Origin of the sequence: Aeromonas sp. 602658, assembly GCF_049173005.1 — a bacterium.
In the GTDB taxonomy this organism is placed as follows: domain Bacteria; phylum Pseudomonadota; class Gammaproteobacteria; order Enterobacterales; family Aeromonadaceae; genus Aeromonas; species Aeromonas veronii_A.
In genome coordinates, this window is sequence record NZ_JAAKRF010000001.1 from 365,157 (window position 1) to 385,174 (window position 20,018).

Below are 20,018 nucleotides of genomic sequence, written 5' to 3' on the forward strand. Positions count from 1 at the left end.
TCCCACCGTTAGAAGAACAGGTTGAACGAGCCTGAGTCTTCTGGCGGGTGTCTGTTTGAACGGACAGGTCACCCGCAGTAGTGCAAACGTTGGATTCCGAACACCCCTCGATTGCTTCACCTTGTTTAACGGCAGTGCAGATACAATCTTTAGGAAAATTGTTGCCTAATGCGGCAATTTTTCTCCGGTACATGGCAAGGAAAAGCCAGATGGCAAACATAGTGCAAGACGTAATAGAGGGGTTGCAGGATGGTGTGACAGGATTATTTTTGTGGCATGGTTTGTGCTTAGGTTGGGTAGAGTGACGTCGATTTGACGACACAATAAAAAGAGGCCGGTAAACCGGCCTAAACATGAGCATATGCTCAGGAGAATATGACCAAGCGTGACAGAACTGAACAGCTGGACAACACTTGGCATTACTACTAGAGAATTATATCTCTCCCGATAGAACAGAGTGCGAACCGAACACCCCTTTGTTCCATCTCTTGACCAGGGCGGCCTGAACAACCGCCCTGTTTTCTTTTGTTAGCCTTGCAGCAATGAAAGGGCTGACTGGGGACGCTGGTTTGCCTGTGACAGTATGGTCGAGGCAGCCTGTTGCAAGATATTCTGCTTGGTCAGGTTCGCAGTCTCGGTGGCAAAGTCTGCATCACGAATACGTGAACGCGCGGCACTGACATTTTCGGAGACGTTCGCCTGGTTGCGAATGGTCGAGTCAAACCGGTTTTGGACTGCCCCCAACTCGGCTCGTTTACTGTCGACCACCTTTATCATGTAGTCCAAGTTAGCCATAGCGGATTGTGCATCCTTGGCAGTGGTAATAGTTCCAATGCTTGTAGTGGTCACTGTGCCGCTCACGTTCTTCGTCACAGAATAGGGCTCACCAGTTGTTGTTGTGGTGACTGTTGCACTGCCTTTCGTGGCCGATGCCATTCCAGAGATACTAAAGGCGGTGGTCATCCGGAAAGTGATGGTCTGACCTGCATCGGCCCCCACCTGGAAAGACCCCACATAGCCGCCATTGAGCAGGTTCTGGCCACCGAAGGTGGTATCTTTGGCTACCCGGTCGATCTCAGTCATCAGCTGAGTGTACTCTTGCTGCAGCGCGGTACGGTCATCTGTGTTGTTGGAGCCGTTGGCAGATTGCTGTGCCAGGGTCCGCATCCGTTGCAGCATGGAGGTGATTTCATCCATGGCGCCTTCTGCGGTCTGTGCAACGGAGATGCCGTCATTAGCATTACGGTTACCCTGATCCAACCCATTGATTTGAGAGGTCAAACGGTTGGCAATTTGCAGGCCGGCGGCATCGTCTTTGGCGCTGTTGATACGCAGACCGGATGCCAGTCGAGTGTAGGATGTATCCAGTGATTTGGTCGTGTTCATCAGGTTACGCTGAGCGTTGAGTGATGAAACGTTAGTGTTGATATAAAGGCCCATGACTATTCTCCTAAGCTATTAAATTTACTCTTCTATTTGCTCTGGCTTTATTATTTTCTGTGCCCGATGCGTCTTATTTAACGGCCCGTTTTTCGATGTCTTTAGCATTTTTTTCAACGCTTCATCACGTTAACGCCGCTTACCCTATATATCGACAGGTCGGGGATAAACTTAAGGAAAAAAACGCCCACTAAAACGTGGCAGAAACTCATCGCGCCCCTCCTCCAACAAGGAGGTAAACAGGCACACTCGAGCCCCTCCCTGTCCATGATGCGAGAAAAAAGCGGTGTCGACTCTCAATTTTGTCGAGCACAGTTGGCGATTGGGCTCTCCAGCCCCTAAAATCGCGGCCCCATCAACAATTTGGCGTGAGTTGTTTTCCATGCAGACACTGGTTGAGCAGATTGTTTACATCAGCGACATGTTTGGTACTGCGGTATTCGCGTTTTCAGGGGTTCTGGTGGCGGGCCGGCTCAGAATGGACGGATTTGGCGTCATGGTGTTGGCGGCAGTCACCGCCATCGGCGGTGGCACCATCCGCGACATGATCCTGGGAGCAACCCCGGTGTTCTGGGTTCGCGATCCTCTCTATATCTGGGTGGTCATTGCAACGGCGCTGATCGGGATGTGGATGGTCAAACTGCCCCGCAGAATGCCCTGGTATGTACTGCCCGTCGCGGATGCCTTCGGGTTGGCCCTCTTTACGGTGATTGGGGCGCAAAAAGCCCTCAACTTCGGTACCCCGGGACTGATCGCTGTGCTGATGGGGACCATGACAGGGGTAGCAGGCGGCATGATCCGTGATGTACTGGCCAGGGAAGTGCCTATGGTGTTGCAAAAAGAGATCTATGCAACAGCCTGCATTTTGGGCGGAATCCTCTACACCCTGGCACTGGAGGCGAATATGGACAGAGTAACCGCCATGCTCATCTGTATGACAGCCGTGTTCGGTTTGCGGGTAGCTGCTATCTACTGGCACCTGTCGCTACCAACCTTCTCGCTGCAACGCAACTGAAAGCACACCCGCAGTGGAATATGGCTCTGTGGGTTGTGCGTTGAACCAAATGGGCTTTTCTGTTGTCATAGAAGCAGTCGTTGTTAGCCGGATATTCTCATGCACAAAATCGGTATGCTTACCACTCTCCTCCTTGCGAACGTGACAGCAGCACATGCCGAAGCACAAGCCGTTTTTGGACGACTGGCATCGGCGCCAGTGCAGCAGTTCAACCAGCAGATACGTCAGGCGAACGAGCTACATCAGAAATGGGTCAATGACTACCGTGAGGTAGCACTTCGTTTTGTCGGTCATAGCGACATCCCCAGTCGCATCCATGCACAGCAACTGGATAATGATCTGGTACTCTCGGTTGCCCTCGATGGCAGCAAGAACGACATGCTCTATATCCTGACTCTCTATCGCAGCGATAACCTTTGGCAAATGAGGGGAGCGGAAATGGGTTGGCGTTGCCTGGGGGAGCACTCCTTCACTCCCGTTCCCTGTCCATAAATCCAAGCTCCGAGCTATAAAACAAAAATCCGGCACATTGGCCGGATTTTTTATGGGAGATTGAGCGTCAAATTACGGACGGTAAACTTTGACGTTGGCAAAGCCTTTCTCTTTCAGGTAAAGCGCCTGCAGCTTGCTCATCACGCCGCGATCGCAGTAGAGCAGGTAGGTCTTCTCTTTGGGCAGATCGCCAAAGGCGGTGGCCAGCTTGAAGAAGGGGATATGCAGTACTTCACGACCTTCCACCAGCAATGGCTTCTCGTCGTGCTCGTCCATGGAGCGGATATCGAGGATCACCTCGTTGTCACCGCTCTCGGCGGTAGTCTCCACTTCCTGCACCTCGGCGGCGGTCTCTTCACCAATGCGACGAATGTCAAGGTAACGGGCCTCGGAGACCACCTTGTCCAGAATGGAGAAGTCAAAATTGGCCTCTTCCTCTTCAATGCGGGAGAGCTCGGCCTTCACAGTCGGCTTTTTGGAGATGACCCCACAATACTCCGGCATGGTCTCGGCGAACTCCAGGGTGCCGATGCGGCGGGCTTCACTGATGATATCCGGCTTGTCCCAGGTGATAAGCGGGCGCAGGATCACCTTGTCGGTCACCCGGTCGATCACGTTCAGGTTGGTGAGAGTCTGGCTGGATACCTGACCCACACACTCACCGGTCACCAGCGCCGGGATCTGGAATTCATCGGCCACCTTGGCGGCAGCACGCATCATCATCCGCTTGAGCACCACGCCCATCTGACCGTTGTCGATCTTCTCGAGGATCTCGGCGACCACCGGCTCGAAGTCCACAGCAGTGAAACGTACCCGGTGGGATGAACCGAAGCGGTTCCACAGGTGATAGGCCACCTGCTTGACGCCGATCTCGTGGGCCGCACCGCCCAGATTGAAGAAGCAGTAGTGCACCCGGCAGCCGCGCTTGATGAACTGGAACGAAGCCACACCGGAGTCAAAACCGCCGGAGAGCAGACTCAGCACATCTTCCTGGGTCGCGATGGGCATGCCGCTCAGGCCCTGATGAATAGCACTGACGATAAAGAGCTCCTCGCCGTCGATCTCGAGGTTGATCTTCACATCCGGGTTCTTGAGGCGCACACCATTGCTTTCGCAGTGCTGGTTCAGTCCACCGCCCACATAGCGCTCAACCTCGAGGGAGGAGAACTCATGCTTGCCGTGGCGCTTGGCGCGCACGCAGAAGGTTTTGCCCTTGAGCTGGTCGCCCCAAACGGCTTTCACCTGCTCGAAGATGTCGTGCAGATCGGTAAACTTGCTGGCTTGTACCTCGAGGAAGGCCTGAATGCCGGGAATGCAGGCCAGGGCTTCGATTGCCTGCTCGCGGAACTGGTCATTGCGGGAGCTCACGATCAGCTTGTCCCAATCCATCCGTACGCGGGCATCGTCGTCGAAGCGGCGCAGGACATTGCGGATATTGCCCTGCAGGATCTTGATAAAGCGCTGGCGAACCGACTTGCTCTTGATGGTGATTTCCGGGAACAGCTTGATAATGAACTTCATGGTAATGACTCGGGTGACCTTGATTTAAGGGCGCGAATTATATCAGAACTTTGTGGCCAGCGCCTACTGGATGAGCGTTTGCTCACATTCCCCCACGCAGTGTTTGCCGTGCAGCGCCAATCTTGCGTATATTCCCGACCCTGCGCCTCGCCAGATTTTTGACAACAGACTGATCCGATGAAGACCTATATCTACTACCCCGGCATGGAGGTACGCGACGAGCTCTGGCTCAAATTTGCCCTGCTCTATCTGGAGCGGCTCGCCTTCGTCTTCACCGTCAGTGAAAAAAGTGGCCTCACCACCCTGCTCGATACCCTGCAACAGCAGACCGATCTGCTGGCCGAGCGGCCCGATGCCGCCTTCTTTGCCGCCATCACTCCACAGTTGGAGAGCCAGATCAGTGGCCTGGTGGCCCCCGATTTCGTCCGCCACAAGGTGTTTGGCAACAAGGAGCTGATTGGCCGCTGGCGCCAGGGCGCCAACCACGACTGCTTCTGCCCGGATCAGGCGGGGCTGGAGCGGCTGCACGGCTTTTGCCTGACTCACGGCTTTGCAACCCGGGATGAGGGAGGGATCAGAATGGCGCGGCGCTTTGCCAACCTGCTCTCCATGCGCCTCGCCCGTGAGTGGGCACTCGCCAATGACGGGGCGCTCATTACCGATCACGACTATCTCGACCGCCTGCTCCATCTGCTGGAATCCCGCTACCACAACCGGGGCGGGCAGGATTGCTTCCATCTCGAGATCCCGTTGCAAGTGCCCACTCACCTGGCCGACATTCCGTTTGCAGAGCTGATTGCCCTGCGCGGGCGCAGCGGATTTCGCCAACAGCTGGCCGAATTTCATCTAGCCCTCGACAACCTGCTCGCCATGCTGGGCAGCGGCTATGCCGACCCGGCGGCCCAGACTCGCTTTGAGCAGGCTCAGCAAGGGCTCAATCAACTGCTGGGGCCCGAGACCCTCAGCATGCCACTCACCACCCTGGTCAGCACCAGCCTGCCCGCCGTAGCCATGCTCCACCAGTTAAAGGCGAGCCACCCCGAAAGCAACCTCATCTTCCATCCCATCAAGAAGAGCCACTTTCACCAGCGCAAGAGCCAGCACTTCTTCACCCGGCTCGGCCATCTGCGCCAACCGGGCTGAATGGGCGGAATGAAAAAGGGGTTGGCATCTGCCAACCCCTCTCGTTATCTGCGGCCTACCAATCATCACCACGATGATTGGCCCGCTCTTGCGCCTGCCTGCGCGCCTCCATCGCCCTGTCACGGCGGATATTGGCAGGGGTACAGGCAAACTGTTTCTGATAGCAACGCGCAAAACTCTCGGAAGCAGGTTCGAAAGGTGAATAGAACCCGGTACGTTCAGGAGAAACATGGTGATCACCATGATTGGTTGTGGCACAACCCGAACTCATCAGCACCAGCAAGGGACACAGAACACGCAGCAAAAGAGAACTCCCGATTGGATTTGAATGAATTCGTAATTATTCACAAATTAATTCATCCAATCAAATATTGATGCATTTCAAATAGTTAATTACATTCACCTCAATGGCTGTCGGCAAAACGATCAACGGGTGATGGTGCTGGCATCACTGTCAGGATGCACCACGCGAAACTCGATACGATCGCTGTTGCCCGCTTCATCCACCACCACCAGCTGATAACGACCCGCCACACTCAGCACCTGATCCCCGTCCCAGCGCAGTCGCTGGCCGTTGAGAAACCAGGCAGACTTGCCGACACCGCCCAGCACCTTGGGCTGCAACCGATAGCGCTGGCTGCGAATGAGGTTGCCCTCCCCCAGCGCCACAATGCGAATGGGGGCCTGCAGCTCGGCGCTCTGCCCTTCCCCAGCACAACCACTTGCAAGCAGCGCCTGTCGTCGCTCGCCGGAGGACCGCCAAGGCTCCAGCGACAACGGCCAGAGCGCCCGAAAACCGGATTGCGCCGCATCCTGGCAGCGGGCCAGGGTCGGCTTGCCCGCGGCGGTCAATGCAACTTGACGCAGCGGCGAGGGCCAATCCATGGGATCCGGCAAGGTGGGTGGATCGCGATCTTCCAGCAACCAGGCGCTCTGTCGCTGCAAACAGGTTTCAGGCAGGGTTGCGCTCGCCTTGCGCCCCAGCGGCCAGCAGATCTCGGCTTCGCTCACCGTGTTGGGTTGTGCCGGCAGAGAGCTGTTGTCAGCCAGCCGCGAGTAGACAGAGAGCAGCAGCGGCACCGCTGCGCTCTGGCCGTAAAAACCGGGCAAAGGGGTGCCGTCGGGGCGCCCAAGCCAGATGCCGATAGTCCAGCGACCGGAGACCCCCATGGCCCAGCTGTCGCGATAGCCGTAGCTGGTGCCGGTCTTCCAGGCCAGTCGGTTAACCCGGCCGGTCGCCTCACTGGCAAAGGGCTGATCCGCGCGCCCCTGGGCACTCAATATCTGCCAGATGATCCAGGCCGCGCCCGGGCTCAGCAAGGGGCGTGACACCGCCTGCTGCCCCGCCAGCCAGACCGGCATCGCCACCTGCCCCTGCCGGGTCAGCGAGCTGTAGAGCGCCACCAGCTGTTCGAGCCGAATGCCCGCCGCCCCCAGCGCGATGGCAGGATTGGGTTTGTCGGAGAGCGCCAGTCTCACCCCGGCGTTGTCGAGGCGGCTGACCAGTTTGTCCGGCCCCAGCGCCTCCAGCACCTGCACCGCCGGCACGTTGAGGGATTGCTGCAGCGCCTGGGCCAGGGTCACCGGCCCCTGAAAGGCACCGGAAAAGTTGGCGGGGCGGTACTCCGAGCCCAGCCTTGGCGCATCGGAGAGCAGGGAGGCCGAATGCACCAGCCCCTCGTCCATGGCCAGCCCGTAGATGAAGGGCTTGAGGGTAGAGCCGGGGGAGCGGATCGCCTGCACCATGTCGAGGTAACCGTGGCGACGCAGATTGCCATACTCGGCGCTGCCCACATAGGCGCGCACCGCCATGGTTTTGTTATCTACCAACAGCAACGCCGCTGAGGTCTGCTCGGGGAAGCGACGGATATAGCTCGCCACCCGCCCCTCCAGCCAGCGCTGCAGATCGCCATCAATGGTGGTGTGCACCAGCGCCCCGGCCTGATTATCGGCGGCAAGGCGGGCAAAGAGCGGCGCCTCCATTGGCGTGAAGTGACCGCGGGCCAGCACCGGCTCGATGCGTCCCTCCAGCCACGCCTGTTCGGGCCAGACGCCCTGCGCTACCAGTCGCTGCATCACCTTGTCACGGGCGGTGCGGGCCCGCTCGGGATGGCGGTCCGGCCGGTTGCGGCTGGGAGCCTGCGGCAACACCGCCAACAACGCCGCCTCGGCATAGGTCAGCTTGGCCGCACTCTTGCCGAGATAGGCAAAACTTGCCGCCTGCACCCCCTCCAGATTGCCGCCAAACGGCGCCCGATTGAGGTAGACGGTGAGCAGGGTGCGCTTGTCATAGTGCCACTCCAGCTGCAGCGCGCGGGCCATCTGGCGCAGCTTGCCGGGCACGCTCCTGTGGTAGGGCTCGATAAGACGCGCCACCTGCATGGTAAGGGTCGAGCCGCCCGATACAGCCCGCCCATAGCGCAGCCACTGCCAGACCCCGCGCACCATGGCCACCGGATTGACCCCGGGATGACACCAGAAGTAGCGATCCTCGTAGCCCAGCAGCGCCTCGATATAGCGGGGGGAGACCTGCTCCAGGGTCACGGGATAGCGCCACACGCCGCTGGTATCGGCAAAGGCGCGCAGCGGCCGCCCCTTCATGTCGAGCACCACCCGTGCGTAGGCAGGGTCGAGTGGCGGCGGCGGGAAGAGTCGATCCAGCGCCAGCAATGACAGCAGCAGTGCTACAACTCCCAGCACCGAAAAGTGCAGCCAGCGCGGCAGACCGCCAAGCCAGCGCCAGCCTGCGCGGCCACTGCGACCCAGGCTCAGCCAACCACGCTGCCAAAAAGTGAGCGGGCGAACCCGCTCAAGGGAGGGTTTGTTACTCAGAGATACGCACCTCGTGGATATCCTCACCCACAGCCCGCAGTTCAGGCCGGTACATATCCTCCACCTGGGTCGGTGGCACCTGATAGCGACCCGGCGTCACTGCACGCATCAGGTAGACCAGTTGCTGGTTGCTCCCCTCGCTCAGATCCAGCGCCGCCGTGTAGCGGTCATCGCGAAACTCCTGATGCTTGAGATAGTCGTTCCACTCACTCTGCCACGCCGGTTTCCCCTCAATGGAGAGCTCTTCCAGCTTGATGCTGTTGCCAAGGGCCGGGTTCTCCAGCTCGAAGCCAGCGGGCACCATCTCCACCAGCAGGGCATAGGGCACTGCCGATTCACTGCTGACATTGAGCCGCACCACCACCAGATCGCCCACCTTCACCTTGGCGGGATCGAACGGCTGACCGTCGCTGTTGAACCAACTGCGGGTCACGCTCATCCCTTTGCTGATCCGTGCTGGCGCTTGTTCGGGGTAGCCGATCAGGGTGCGCTGCACATAGAGCGAGCCCTTGCCCTCGTTGGTGACGGCGCTCGCCGCCAGTGCCTCGGGGGCACTCTGCTGCAGCGGAGCCGAACCGCTCAGGGATCCACTGCCAAGAGAGGAAGTTACCCTGGCCTGCCAGTCGACGGCAGGATCGAAGCGGGCGAGTCGCAACAAGGCGAGCCGCTCTTGGGTGCTGAGCCACTGACGGTGAGCCAGGGTGTCGGCCACCTTGGCACTGAGATCAAGCCAGCGCTCCGCAGCCAGCTTGTGCTGGCGCAGCAGTGAGAGTTCAAGGGCCTGATCACGCAGCGGCGAGCCGTAATCCCCCAGATAGTCGTCCCCGCGCTCGGTCGCCAATGCCCGGCTGAGGGCCCTGCCGGCGTTCTGCTCATCCCCCATGGCCGAGAGCGCAAGCGAAAGGTGCAAAAGCGGCAAACCGGAGCGAGCGTGATCGGCCTGCTGCTCCCAGATAAGGCGCAGGGTAGCGAGCGGCGCCTTGCCCACCCGGGCCAGCACATAGGCGCTGTAAGCCTGATAGGCCAGCCGGCTGTGCTCGGGGGCACTGCTCCAGCGCTCGCCATACTGACTGTCGGTGAGATAGCTTTGCAGCCGGTTCAAAGACTGATTGAGCATCGCCTCCGGCACTGCGTCGCCCGCCTCCTTGCGCGCCAGCAGGTAGTCGGCGGCATAGGCGGTGAGCCACTGCTCCTCGTCGGAGCGACCATCCCACAGGCCAAAACCGCCGCTGGGCAGTTGCAACCGCTGCAGCCGCTGCAACAGGGCACGTTGCACGTCCGCCTCGCTCGCCGCTTTCTTGCCCTCTGCGGGTTTGCTCCAGGCGGCCCGCTCATCGGCCGTGGTCAGCAAGTAAGGCCAGGCACGGGACAAGGTCTGCTCCAGACAGGCATAGGGGTAATCGGCCAGCGCCTGCCACTGGGCTGCCGGATCCCAGGGCGGGGTGCCGGAGAGGCTGAGCAGCCCCTGCAGGTTGGCGCGATCCAGCCCGGCCAGCTCAGCTGGCGCAAAGCTCATCTGCTGGCCGGGGGCCAGCATCTGATAACGCTGGCGAGTCTCGGCAGGCCAGGGGGATCGCAGCGGCAAAGTCCAGTCGCGGTTGATGGCAAAATCCTTGCCGCTGGCAGCCAACTGCAGGCTTGCCACACCGCTCGCCCCGGTCACGGTGAGCGGCAGGGTCAGCCACTGCTCCTCGCCATTTTTCAGGGAAAGGGTGCCGGGCAGCTCGCCATTTGCCTTGAGCCCACCGTTGAGGGTCCAGACAAGGGAGAGGGTCTGATCCTCGCCGCTCATGTTGCGCAGCTGCACCAATGCCCGGGTCTCATCCCCTCTGGCGCCAAAGCGCGGCCAGCCAATCTCGGCCACCAAGGGTGCCACTACCTTGACGGCACGCTCGGCCTCACCCACTTGCTGTTCGTTCCAGGCCAGCGCCATCAGCGCCAGCTCGCCGTTGAAGTTGGGTAGATCGAGCGGGATCACCGTCTTGCCGCTCTCATCAAAACTCACCTCGCCGCTCCAGAGCGCAGCTACTTCGACCCGACTCTCCAGCGCACCGCCCTTTTTCAGCGGTGCCCGATCGCCCCCATAGTTGAGGCGGGCCAGCTTGCCATCTTGCGGCGGGATCACCTGGCCGTAGTTGTCGAACAAATCTTGGGAGAAGCGCTTGCGACCAAAGAAGATCTCGAACGGGTCGAGAGGCTGGTAGTCGCTGATATTGAGCACGCCCCGATCCACCGCCGCCAGCACCACGCGGCCTTGGCTATTGGGGGTGGAGGTGGCGGTCACTTCCAGCCGGGTAAGCGGCACCGCTTTATCTGGCGCGCTCAGGGTGAGCGGCAGACGGCGCGCTTCCCGATCAAGCGTGAGCGGCACCAGCCCGACCGAGCGCAAGCTCTGCCCCTGCTGCTTGCCAGCCGGTTTGGAGGCGCTGTCTGGCGCGGCGATCTGGGCCGAGATATGCAAGTCATGGCGCTGCCACTCGGGACTGACCGGGATCTCGAACTCGCCGCGGGCATCCTTGGCATCGCCACCGGCCCCCTTGAGCTCGATACGCTGCCACCAGCACAGGCCGTCGCCATCTTCCACCAGCAACAACCCCTTGCCGGGGCGCGGGGCCACCAGGGTCACTTTGGCCTTGTCGCCCGCCTGATAGGCGCGCTTGTCGAGGGTGATGGCAATCTTGTCAGGCCGCGCCTGCTCGCCACCGCCGCCCCAGGCGTAACTGCCGATCTCAACCCGCAGGCTCGATTGATGGCCCTGACTGTTCTCAACCTCCAACCGATACCAGCCCGCCGCCAGTTGCAGCGTGAGCGGGGTCGGACCCTTGCCATCCAGCTGCAGGGTCTGCTCCTGCTCCAGATAGGGCTGACTGTTGAACTCGTACTTCCACCCCTCGCCATCGGCGTAGTGCCAGTAGTAGTCGCGGTACTCGTTGATGAGGCGCACTTTCACCGCCCCCGCCACCGGCTGGCCTTGCTCATCGAGGTTGAGGATCTGGAAGGGGAGCGGCTTGCCCCCCTCTACCCGATCCGCCACAAAATCGGCCTTGAGCGCCGGCCACTGGCTGCCCGCGGGCCAGCCATACTGGGTGCGGCTGCGATTGACGGCGCGGCCACCGGGCTCAGCGAGCGACACCCGATAGGCCACCTCCAGCGGCCCGAGGGCGCGCACCCCATCGAGCTCATCAGCTAACGAAAAAGTCCCCTGCCCCTGCGCATCGAGGGTGAGACTCCGCGGCTCGAGATCCCTGGCCTGCTCGGCGAGCAGCACGTCACCCAGAGTGAACTCCTGCCATTGGGTGAAAGGCATGGTAGCGCGGCTGATTTTTACCTCCGCCTTAGCCTTGGTTGCGCTCGCAGGGGCGCCATAGAGATAGTCCCCTTGCAGCGGCAGGATGAGAGCGGCGTCCAAATCCGTCACTTCCCCATCCGGCCCCTTGCCAAGCTGCAGTTTCAGCCGCTCCGGCAGAAACTCCTCCACCAGAAAAGGCCACTCGAAGCGGCTACCGGCGGCGGTCTTGAGGTTGATAGTCCAGCGCCCGAGCGGCGCATCATCCGGCAGGCGCAGACCGTAGTGGGCCGCGCCCAAATTGTCCGGCAGCAGCCGTTTTTGTTCGAGCAGTTGGCCGTCCGGCTGCTTCACCTCCAGCTCTACCGCCATACCCGGCAGCAGCTGGCCATCCTGCCCCTTGAGCAGGATCTCGCTGTCGAGCCGCTCGCCGGGGCGATAGAGATCGCGCCCGCTGAACAGATACAACTGCTGGGCCTGCCAGGGCTGGGTGCCGAGATCGAAGGTGGAGAGATCGAGCGCAGCCCCGTCGAGGCGCAGCACCGCCAGATGCTTGCCCTGTTCGGCCAGCAGCAGGCGAGCACCCTGCACCTGATCGAAGCGGCGATGGCCTTGGGGATCGGTGGTCTGCACCTGCAGCCGGTTGCCCTTCTCGTCGAGCAGGGAGAGCTGCACATCCTTGAGCGGGTCGGCGCTGGCCAGGGAGCTCACGAACACCTCCAGCTGATCGCGGTAACGGCGGGCACTGAGCCCCATGTCGCTCACCGCGAAATAGGTGGTCTCCTTGCGCCAGTCGTAGTTGCCAAGGGGCGACATCACCGCAAAGTAGACGCCAGCCTCGGCCAGCTGCGGCTCCTTCACATTAATGAGGCGGGTCTCGCGCCGGTTGGCATCGAGCTCCAGCGCATAGCGGCCGCTGAATACCCGCTTGGCCCGCTTGGTGATCTGCTCAAGCTCCCAGTTCCCCATGCCAGCACCGGGGCGATATTCCGCCAGAAAACGGGGTAGATACTCGGCATCGACCCGAAAGAAGTCGATATTGACCTCATCCACGTTGACCGCGCTGATGGGCAGGCGCAGCTCGTCGCGCAGCGGCAATACCATGCCGCTGGCGGTAAAGGAGGCTCCCGCCTCCAGCGGGCGGGTCTTGAGGGTCCAGCTCTGGGGGGATGGGCCCAGCCCCACCTTGAGGCTCACTTCATAGCTTTTATCGGGCTGAACGTTCGGGAAATAGAGGGTGCGACCATCGTCGGCGAGGATCCACTCCCCCTGCACCTGCTTGCCCCCCTCACTGACCCCGAGCCAGCTCTGCCAGTTTGCCTTCGGCGCCAGGGGGCCGGAGAAGACCAGCGCCAGTGCCGGCGCATCGCGATATTGGCGGGCATTGGCCTGCACTACAGAAGTTGGCGCCCCGGCCTCCTGCAGCGCTGTAGATTCTGCGGTCGGTACTTGGCTGGCGGGCTTGTCAGGGCCGCAACCAGACAGCAAACCGACCACCCCGCAAAGCAGCAGGGCCGAGCAGCGGCGGCGCAGAGCGCCGGTTCCGGCGGTAGAGCGGTGAAAAGCAGAGGGAGAGTCGAAGAGGCGCATAGGTTCCATCCCGAGTTGGAGCGCTGCAAACGCAGCGTGGCTGGAAACAGGATAAGGCATCCTGCTCACCCGACACAAAGCTCATTACCCGAATGGGCACAATTCTGCGCCCCTACTGCACGAGAACCCCTTTGCCCACTGATTCCGTGCGGCAAGGGTTGTCATCTAGTCGTGGCTGGTCTCGTTTTTCGCTCCGCCTTTGAACCAGCGAAACAGGATGGCCATGACGGCCGCCAGAAACAGCACCAGCGAGGTAATCAGCAGAGCCCGGGTCAACAGTTCGCTGTGGTGGAGGAAGAAGGGGGTATTCATCGCCAGCTTGCCCACCAAACTGAGGCAGAGCGCCCACATAAAGGCACTGGCAAAGCTGGCCACACACATCCGCAGCACGCTCAGGCGGCCAATCCCCATCAGCATGGGGGTCAGCACCCGCACGAACGGGATAAAACGGGAGGAGAACATCGCCAGAAAACCGTACTTTTTCAGCAGCCGGGTCGCCTTGGGCAGGCTGTCGGGAGGCAACATCCGCTCGATATGATCCATAAAGCGGGTACGCTGCAGAGCCCGTCCCTGCCAATAGGCGAGCACAGAACCTATGCCAGCAGCCAACGGCAGATAAATAAGTGTTACTTCAGGGCCAAACACCCCCATGCCCACCAACCCACCGGCCAGCAATACCAGACTGTCCCCCGGCAGGGGCAGGAAGACGAATGCGGACTCCAGCAGCAGTACCAGCATCAGGCAACTGATCAGCAGGGGTACCGCCTGCATCTGAACCAGGGCGTCAAAATCCTGATGCCAAATGGCCATCAGCATATCCAGCATGTCACTCTCCCTACTACACGGTTCATCATGAACGAGGCAGGGGTTATAGCACCCATCCCCTGAACAAAACGTTAATTTTGTCCGGCACAGGAAATAAAGTGTGTCGAAATATTGCTGCAATTAGGGAATGCAAGGAGGGCGAAAAGCAGAAACAAAAAGCCCCTCATCTTGCACGCACAAGGGAGAGGGGCAAACAGGCACAGAAATAAAACGGTTACTCGGCGGTGGCCATCTGCCAGGTTTTGAAGCCGCCGGAGAGATTCTTCACTTTAAAGCCGTGCTGGCTCAGCAAACGGCAGGCGACATGGCCGCGCAGCCCGACCTGACAGCTGATCAGCAGCTCTTTCTCTTTGGGCAACTCATGGAGGCGACCACGCAACTCGTCGAGGGGGATATGCAGTGCCCCCGGAATGCGGCCCAGCTTGTCGAGCTCCGGGCCATTGCGCACATCCACCACCAGCTGATGGGGGTTACGAGCCTGCACCTCGGCCACGTGGCAGAGCAGGGTGTCCCCCTTCAGATGGTTGCTCGCCACAAAGCCCGCCATGTTGATCACATCCTTGGCCGACCCGAACGGCGGCGCATAGGTGAGCTCCAGATCCTGCAGGTCAAACACGGTGAGACCGGCGCGCTGGGCCACGGCCAGCACGTCGATGCGCTTGTCGATGCCATCCTTGCCGATGGCCTGGGCGCCATAAATCTTGCCATCCGGGGCAAACAGCAGCTTGAGGCTGACCGGATGTGCGCCCGGGTAGTAACCGGCATGGCTGCCCGGATGGACATAAACCTTCTCGAACGGCAATCCCAGTTGCACCAGTCGCTTCTCGTTGAGGCCAGTGCTGGCCACCGCCAGATCGAACAGCTTGCAGATGGCGGTCCCTTGCGTCTTCTTGTAGGTTTCGCTTCGGCCCAGCATATTGTCGGCGGCGATGCGCCCCTGCCGGTTGGCCGGGCCCGCCAGCGGGATCAGCACAGATTCGCCGGTGACGAAGTCAATCTCTTCCACCGCATCCCCCACCGCATAGATGAAGGGATCCGAGGTACGCATCCCGGCATCCACCTTGATGCCGCCCCGCGGCCCCAGCTCCAGCCCCGCCTTGGCGGCGAGCAGGGTTTCCGGCTTGACGCCGATGGCTAGGATCAAGAGACCGGTATCAAGATGGGAACCGTCATTGAGGGTCAGGCGCAGGCCACCGCTTTTGGCGGTCGGCACGGCGGAGGTCTTCTCGGCTGGCAGATCCAGACTCTCGATGGCGGTGAGGCCGGTGCGCAGGCGCAGGTCGATCCCCTCTTCCCGGATGCGGGCATGGAGCATGTTGGCCATCTCCTTGTCCACCGGCGCCATCGCCTGATCGGCCAGCTCCAGCAATGTGACATCCAGCTTGCGCTGGTGCAGCGCCTCCATCATCTCCAGCCCGATAAAGCCGCCGCCCACCACGGTGACGTGGCGTGGCTGATCGTGATGCAGGGCCGCCAGAATGCGATCCATGTCCGGGATGTTGCGCAGGGTATAGACATGGGGGCTGTCGATACCGGGGAAGGGAGGACGGATCGGCGCCGCCCCCGGGCTCAGCAGCAGCACATCGTAATGCTCGCGCTGCTCTTCACCGGTTTGCAGGTTGCGCACCAGCAAGGTCTTGCCCGCCTTGTCGATCTCAATCACATCGTGGAAGACCCGCACATCGACGTTGAAACGGCGCTTGAAACTCTGGGGAGTCTGCAGCAGCAAGGCATCCCGGTCGGGGATATCGCCCCCGATGTGATAGGGCAGACCGCAGTTGGCGAAGCTGACAAACTCGCCCCGCTCGAACATCACGATCTCTGCCTCTTCACTCAAACGACGAGCACGAGCCGCCGCCGATGCGCCCCCCGCGACACCACCGATAATCAGGATCCGTTTCATCTGCAAGACTCCTCATACATGATAATGGGCAATAAATTAGACTTTTCTAATTTAGAATTCAATGAAATTTTGTTTCACACCATTTTGCAGTATTCTTGCAACCCCGACGGTTGCTTAACAGGATGTTGTTTGTTCATGTCGTCTACCGCACTCAGTCATCTTCCTCCTGCCCTCCAGACGCCGCTCTTTTTCCGTCTGGACCTGCGCAGTCAACGGCTGGTCGCCCTGACCGACGTGATGCAAACCCCGCTCTACTGGCTCGACGAACCGCGCGCCCCCTGGCCTGCCCAGCTGCCCGATGCCCTGCGCCTGCCCATCGAACAACTGTTGGCCAACGGCCATGGCGGCAAGATCACCGTGCGCTTTGCCAGCCAGTTGTGGCATATCGCCCTCGCCCACGAGCAGGATGGCTTCTGGCTCATCTGTCTGCAGAACCTTCGCCAAGAGCCCATCGCCGATCTGGCATTGCAGTTGCCGCGCCTCAGCCAGATGGCGAGCCAGCAACAGTATGCGCCCCTGCTCGAGGCCCTTAAAGAGAGTTTGGGGGCCGATCGGCTCATCCTCTGGCACTATCAGGCCAACGGCGATCTCGGCAGCGAGCAACTCACCCCTGTGTTCACCCTGGGGGTCGAGGCGCTCTACCCCATTCGTGGTGACAGCCGCTATATCCGCGCCCTACGTACCCGCAAAGCGTTGAGCTTCTCGGAGGCCGCCCACCAGCCGATGCTGAGCAATCACCTCTATCTGACCAGTGCCGGTGTGCGCTCACGCCTCGATGGTGCCCTGCTGGAGCAGGACAAGCTGTTCGGGGTGCTGAGTCTGGAGTATCTCGATCCCACCCCGCTTAGCGAGGAGATGTTGCAGCTGGTGCGCAGCAGCGCCCAGCTGCTCGGCCACTGGCAACCGCAACCGGAAGAGCACCGCGCCGAGCTGGCCCTCCCGCCCGAGCTACACCAGCAGACCGGCATCGACTACTGCAAGACGCTGGTAAGCTGGGCCATGGGCGCCAGCGGTGCCCGGGTGGGCTGGATCGGCGAGTTCCAGCCCCGCGGTCAGGATCTCTGGATCATCCCCCGCTGCGTCATCAACGAGGAGATCTGCTCCACCCTCAAGCCCATCCAGCTCGACCCCGGCCCCGCTCAGGAGCTGTTCCAGCATGGTCAGGCCATCTATGTGGAAGATCTGCCCGTGCGCTATCCCAAGGCGACCCGGCTGCTGGCCCTCAATGCCAGCGCCTACATCGGCATTCCGCTCCATGGCCAGAGCGGCGCCCCCATTGGCCAGATCACCCTGCTGCTCGATACCCCCCTTGAGGAGCCCGAGCAGTTGCTGGATCTGTTGAGCAGCCAGCACGAGCGGGCCGCCATCGAGCTCAAGCGCCTCGCCACCGACGATGCCCTGCGACTGGCCGAGGTAGCCTTTAATACCCACGATGGGCTGATCGTGATGGATCACAACGGCATCATCCTCAAGGTCAACCACTCCTTCAGCCGGATCACCGGATTTGGCGAGGTAGAGGTGATCGGTCACTCCATTCGCAAGCTGCGCCCCACCTACTACGGGGATCATCTTAAGGAGGATGTCAGCCGCACCGTCAACGAGCAGGAGTTCTGGCTCGGTGAAGAGCGCTGCCTGCACAAGGATGGTCACCTCTTTCCGGTGCGCTTGATGGTGAACGGCGTCAAGGATGAGCAGGGAGAACTGAGCCACTTTATCTGCAGCTTCTACGACATCACCCAGGAAAAAGAGGCGGCCAGACATATCGAGCAGCTCGCCTACTACGACGATCTCTGCGGTCTGCACAACCGCCGCAGCCTCAACCATATTTTGCAGCAGACCCTGAGCGCCCCCAACGGCCAGTGGGGCGCCCTGCTGCTGGTGGATCTCGACAACTTCAAGTCGATCAACGACTCCCTCGGTCACGCCTGCGGCGATCTGTTGCTGCAGGCCGTGGTGCAGCGTTTCAGGGAGCTGCCCCAGGACAATCTGGTACAGGCGCGCATCTCGGGGGATGAGTTTGCCCTGCTCTTTACCCAGCTCGGACAAGGCGAGGTCACCGCCAAAATTCTGGCAGAGCACTTCGCCCGCGAGCTGATGGGGCTGTTTCGCACCCCGTTTGACATCGGCGATCACAAGCTGCACTGCAGCGCCTCGGTGGGGATCAGCCTCTTCTCCGGCAACGAGACGGATCATCTGGTACTGATGCAACAGGCCGACACCGCGACCCACATGGCCAAGCGCGCCGGTCAGGGCCACTACGTCTTCTTTACCGAGGCGATGGCCCAGCACGAGAAAAATCGGCTGACCCTTACCAATGAACTGCGCGATGCCATGCGTCATCACGAGCTGCAACTCCACTATCAACCGCAATACCGGGTCGACAATGGCTCACTGTCGGGTATCGAGGCGCTGCTGCGCTGGCAGCGCAGCGACGGCACCATGGTGCCACCCGGGGAGTTTATCCCCATCGCCGAAGAGACCAGCCTGATCCTCGAAATCGGCTACTGGGTGATGAAGACCGCCTGTGCCCAATACAGCTTCTGGCTCAACCGTGGCCTGCTGATCCCCCATCTGTCGGTCAACGTCAGCGCTCGCCAGTTCCACACCCAGGGCTTCGTACAACAGGTGGAGTACATCTTGCGCGAAACCGGTGTGCCCCCCTCCCGCCTGCTGCTGGAGGTGACCGAATCGGTAGTATTGGAGAATAGGCAGGAGAGTATTGCCAGAATGCGCCAGCTCAAGGAGCTCGGCATCCTCATCTCCATCGATGACTTCGGCACCGGCTACTCGTCGCTGGCTTACCTGCGGGATCTGCCCGCCGACGAGGTGAAACTGGACAGAAGCTTCATTCAGACCCTGGTGCACAGCGAACAGGACAGGGCTATCGTCAAGGCTATCCTCGATCTGGCCCAGGTATTCCGCTTTACCGTCACTGCCGAAGGGGTGGAAGAGGAGGCGCAACTGGCCATCCTCAAAACCTTGGGATGCCAGCATTATCAAGGGTATCTCACCAGTCGGCCGCTCACCGTCAAGGGGCTGGAGCAGCTGCTTGGCAGCCGGGCGGCGGACTAAAGGTGTAGGATCAATAGGGGTTTATGTAATAAAATAACGGCCTGCTCGAATCGTTGGAGTTGTTTATGTCTGTCATTAATCGGATCCCTGCCGTTGAAATCAGCCAGCCAGCCGGAGCTCACGGCACCGTTGGCCGGATCCATTCCGTCGAAACCTGCGGCACTGTCGATGGTCCGGGGATACGCTTTATCGTATTCATGCAAGGCTGCCTGATGCGCTGCAAGTACTGCCACAACCGTGATACCTGGGATACCGAGGGTGGTCGCGAAGTGACCGTACCGGAGTTGATGAGTGACATCACCAGCTATCGCCACTTCATGAATGCCTCCGGTGGCGGTGTGACAGCGTCCGGCGGTGAAGCCATGCTGCAACCGGCTTTCATCACTGAACTCTTTACCGCCTGCAAAGAGAAAGGGATCCACACTTGCCTCGACACCAACGGCTTCGTCCGTCATCTCGACGAACAGGTGGACAAGCTGCTCGACCAGACCGATCTGGTGCTGCTCGACATCAAACAGATCAATGACGAGAAACACATTCCGCTGACCCACGTCAGCAACAGATATACCCTGGAGTTTGCCCGCTATCTGGCGGCCAAAGGCAAGACCATGTGGATCCGCTACGTGGTGGTGCCGACCTGGAGCGACGACGACGAGAGCGCCGAAGGGCTGGGCCAGTTTATCGCCGAGCTGGGCGAGAGCGTGGAGAAGGTGGAGCTGCTCCCCTACCATGAGCTCGGCAAACACAAGTGGGACGTACTGGGCGACCCGTACGAGCTGAGCGGGATCAAGCCCCCCAGCAAGGAGACCATGGAACGGGTCAAGGGCATCCTCGGCAAGTACCACAACAACGTCAAATATTGATGGTAAAAGCAGGCTGACTCGTCAGCCTGCTCTGCT

12 protein-coding genes are annotated in these 20,018 nt (G+C 60.5%); 5 read left to right on the plus strand and 7 right to left on the minus strand.

Annotation, left to right across the window (positions count from 1 at the left end; translation table 11 throughout):
- Window positions 1-528 precede the first annotated feature (528 nt).
- A complete protein-coding gene (gene flaA, locus G5253_RS01565) occupies window positions 529-1,440 on the minus strand; it encodes a flagellin A (protein ID WP_266133827.1) in 912 nt (303 codons plus the stop codon).
- 382 nt (window positions 1,441-1,822) lie between these two features.
- Between flaA and G5253_RS01570 the strand changes: the two genes are divergently transcribed.
- Both G5253_RS01570 and G5253_RS01575 read left to right on the plus strand, forming a co-directional pair.
- On the plus strand, window positions 1,823-2,455 hold the full coding sequence (locus tag G5253_RS01570; RefSeq protein WP_129503709.1) for a trimeric intracellular cation channel family protein: 633 nt from the start codon (window positions 1,823-1,825) through the stop codon (window positions 2,453-2,455).
- A 99-nt stretch (window positions 2,456-2,554) separates the two neighbouring features.
- Window positions 2,555-2,947, plus strand: coding sequence for a hypothetical protein (locus G5253_RS01575; RefSeq protein WP_042053183.1), 393 nt, complete (start codon window positions 2,555-2,557; stop codon window positions 2,945-2,947).
- Window positions 2,948-3,019: 72 nt separating this feature from the next.
- On the opposite strand, the gene thiI is transcribed toward G5253_RS01575, so the two are convergent.
- Window positions 3,020-4,468, minus strand: coding sequence for a tRNA uracil 4-sulfurtransferase ThiI (thiI, locus tag G5253_RS01580; protein ID WP_266133826.1), 1,449 nt, complete (start codon window positions 4,466-4,468; stop codon window positions 3,020-3,022).
- 177 nt (window positions 4,469-4,645) lie between these two features.
- Between thiI and G5253_RS01585 the strand changes: the two genes are divergently transcribed.
- Window positions 4,646-5,611 carry a hypothetical protein gene (locus G5253_RS01585; protein ID WP_266133825.1) on the plus strand — a complete coding sequence of 322 codons (966 nt, stop codon included), beginning with the start codon at window positions 4,646-4,648 and terminating at the stop codon, window positions 5,609-5,611.
- A 55-nt stretch (window positions 5,612-5,666) separates the two neighbouring features.
- Here G5253_RS01585 and G5253_RS01590 read toward each other — a convergent pair whose 3' ends face one another.
- From G5253_RS01590 to G5253_RS01610, 5 genes are all read right to left on the minus strand, one after another.
- A complete protein-coding gene (locus tag G5253_RS01590) occupies window positions 5,667-5,915 on the minus strand; it encodes a hypothetical protein (protein ID WP_081043467.1) in 249 nt (82 codons plus the stop codon).
- Window positions 5,916-6,037: 122 nt separating this feature from the next.
- Window positions 6,038-8,470: a penicillin-binding protein 1C gene (gene pbpC / locus G5253_RS01595; RefSeq protein WP_266133824.1), complete on the minus strand. Its 2,433-nt coding sequence runs from the start codon at window positions 8,468-8,470 to the stop codon at window positions 6,038-6,040.
- A complete protein-coding gene (locus G5253_RS01600) occupies window positions 8,436-13,319 on the minus strand; it encodes an alpha-2-macroglobulin family protein (RefSeq protein ID WP_266133823.1) in 4,884 nt (1,627 codons plus the stop codon). The genes pbpC and G5253_RS01600 overlap by 35 nt, the downstream gene beginning before the upstream one ends.
- 165 nt (window positions 13,320-13,484) lie before the next feature.
- Complete coding sequence (locus tag G5253_RS01605) at window positions 13,485-14,144, minus strand: DedA family protein (RefSeq protein ID WP_005333990.1); 660 nt, start codon at window positions 14,142-14,144, stop codon at window positions 13,485-13,487.
- 214 nt (window positions 14,145-14,358) lie between these two features.
- Window positions 14,359-16,047 carry an FAD-dependent oxidoreductase gene (locus G5253_RS01610; protein WP_266133822.1) on the minus strand — a complete coding sequence of 563 codons (1,689 nt, stop codon included), beginning with the start codon at window positions 16,045-16,047 and terminating at the stop codon, window positions 14,359-14,361.
- A 135-nt stretch (window positions 16,048-16,182) separates the two neighbouring features.
- Here G5253_RS01610 and G5253_RS01615 point away from each other — a divergent pair, with 135 nt between their 5' ends.
- Both G5253_RS01615 and pflA read left to right on the plus strand, forming a co-directional pair.
- Window positions 16,183-19,119, plus strand: coding sequence for a sensor domain-containing phosphodiesterase (locus tag G5253_RS01615; RefSeq protein ID WP_266133821.1), 2,937 nt, complete (start codon window positions 16,183-16,185; stop codon window positions 19,117-19,119).
- A 65-nt stretch (window positions 19,120-19,184) separates the two neighbouring features.
- Complete coding sequence (gene pflA, locus G5253_RS01620) at window positions 19,185-19,982, plus strand: pyruvate formate lyase 1-activating protein (protein WP_005333994.1); 798 nt, start codon at window positions 19,185-19,187, stop codon at window positions 19,980-19,982.
- The last annotated feature ends 36 nt before the right edge of the window (window positions 19,983-20,018 follow it).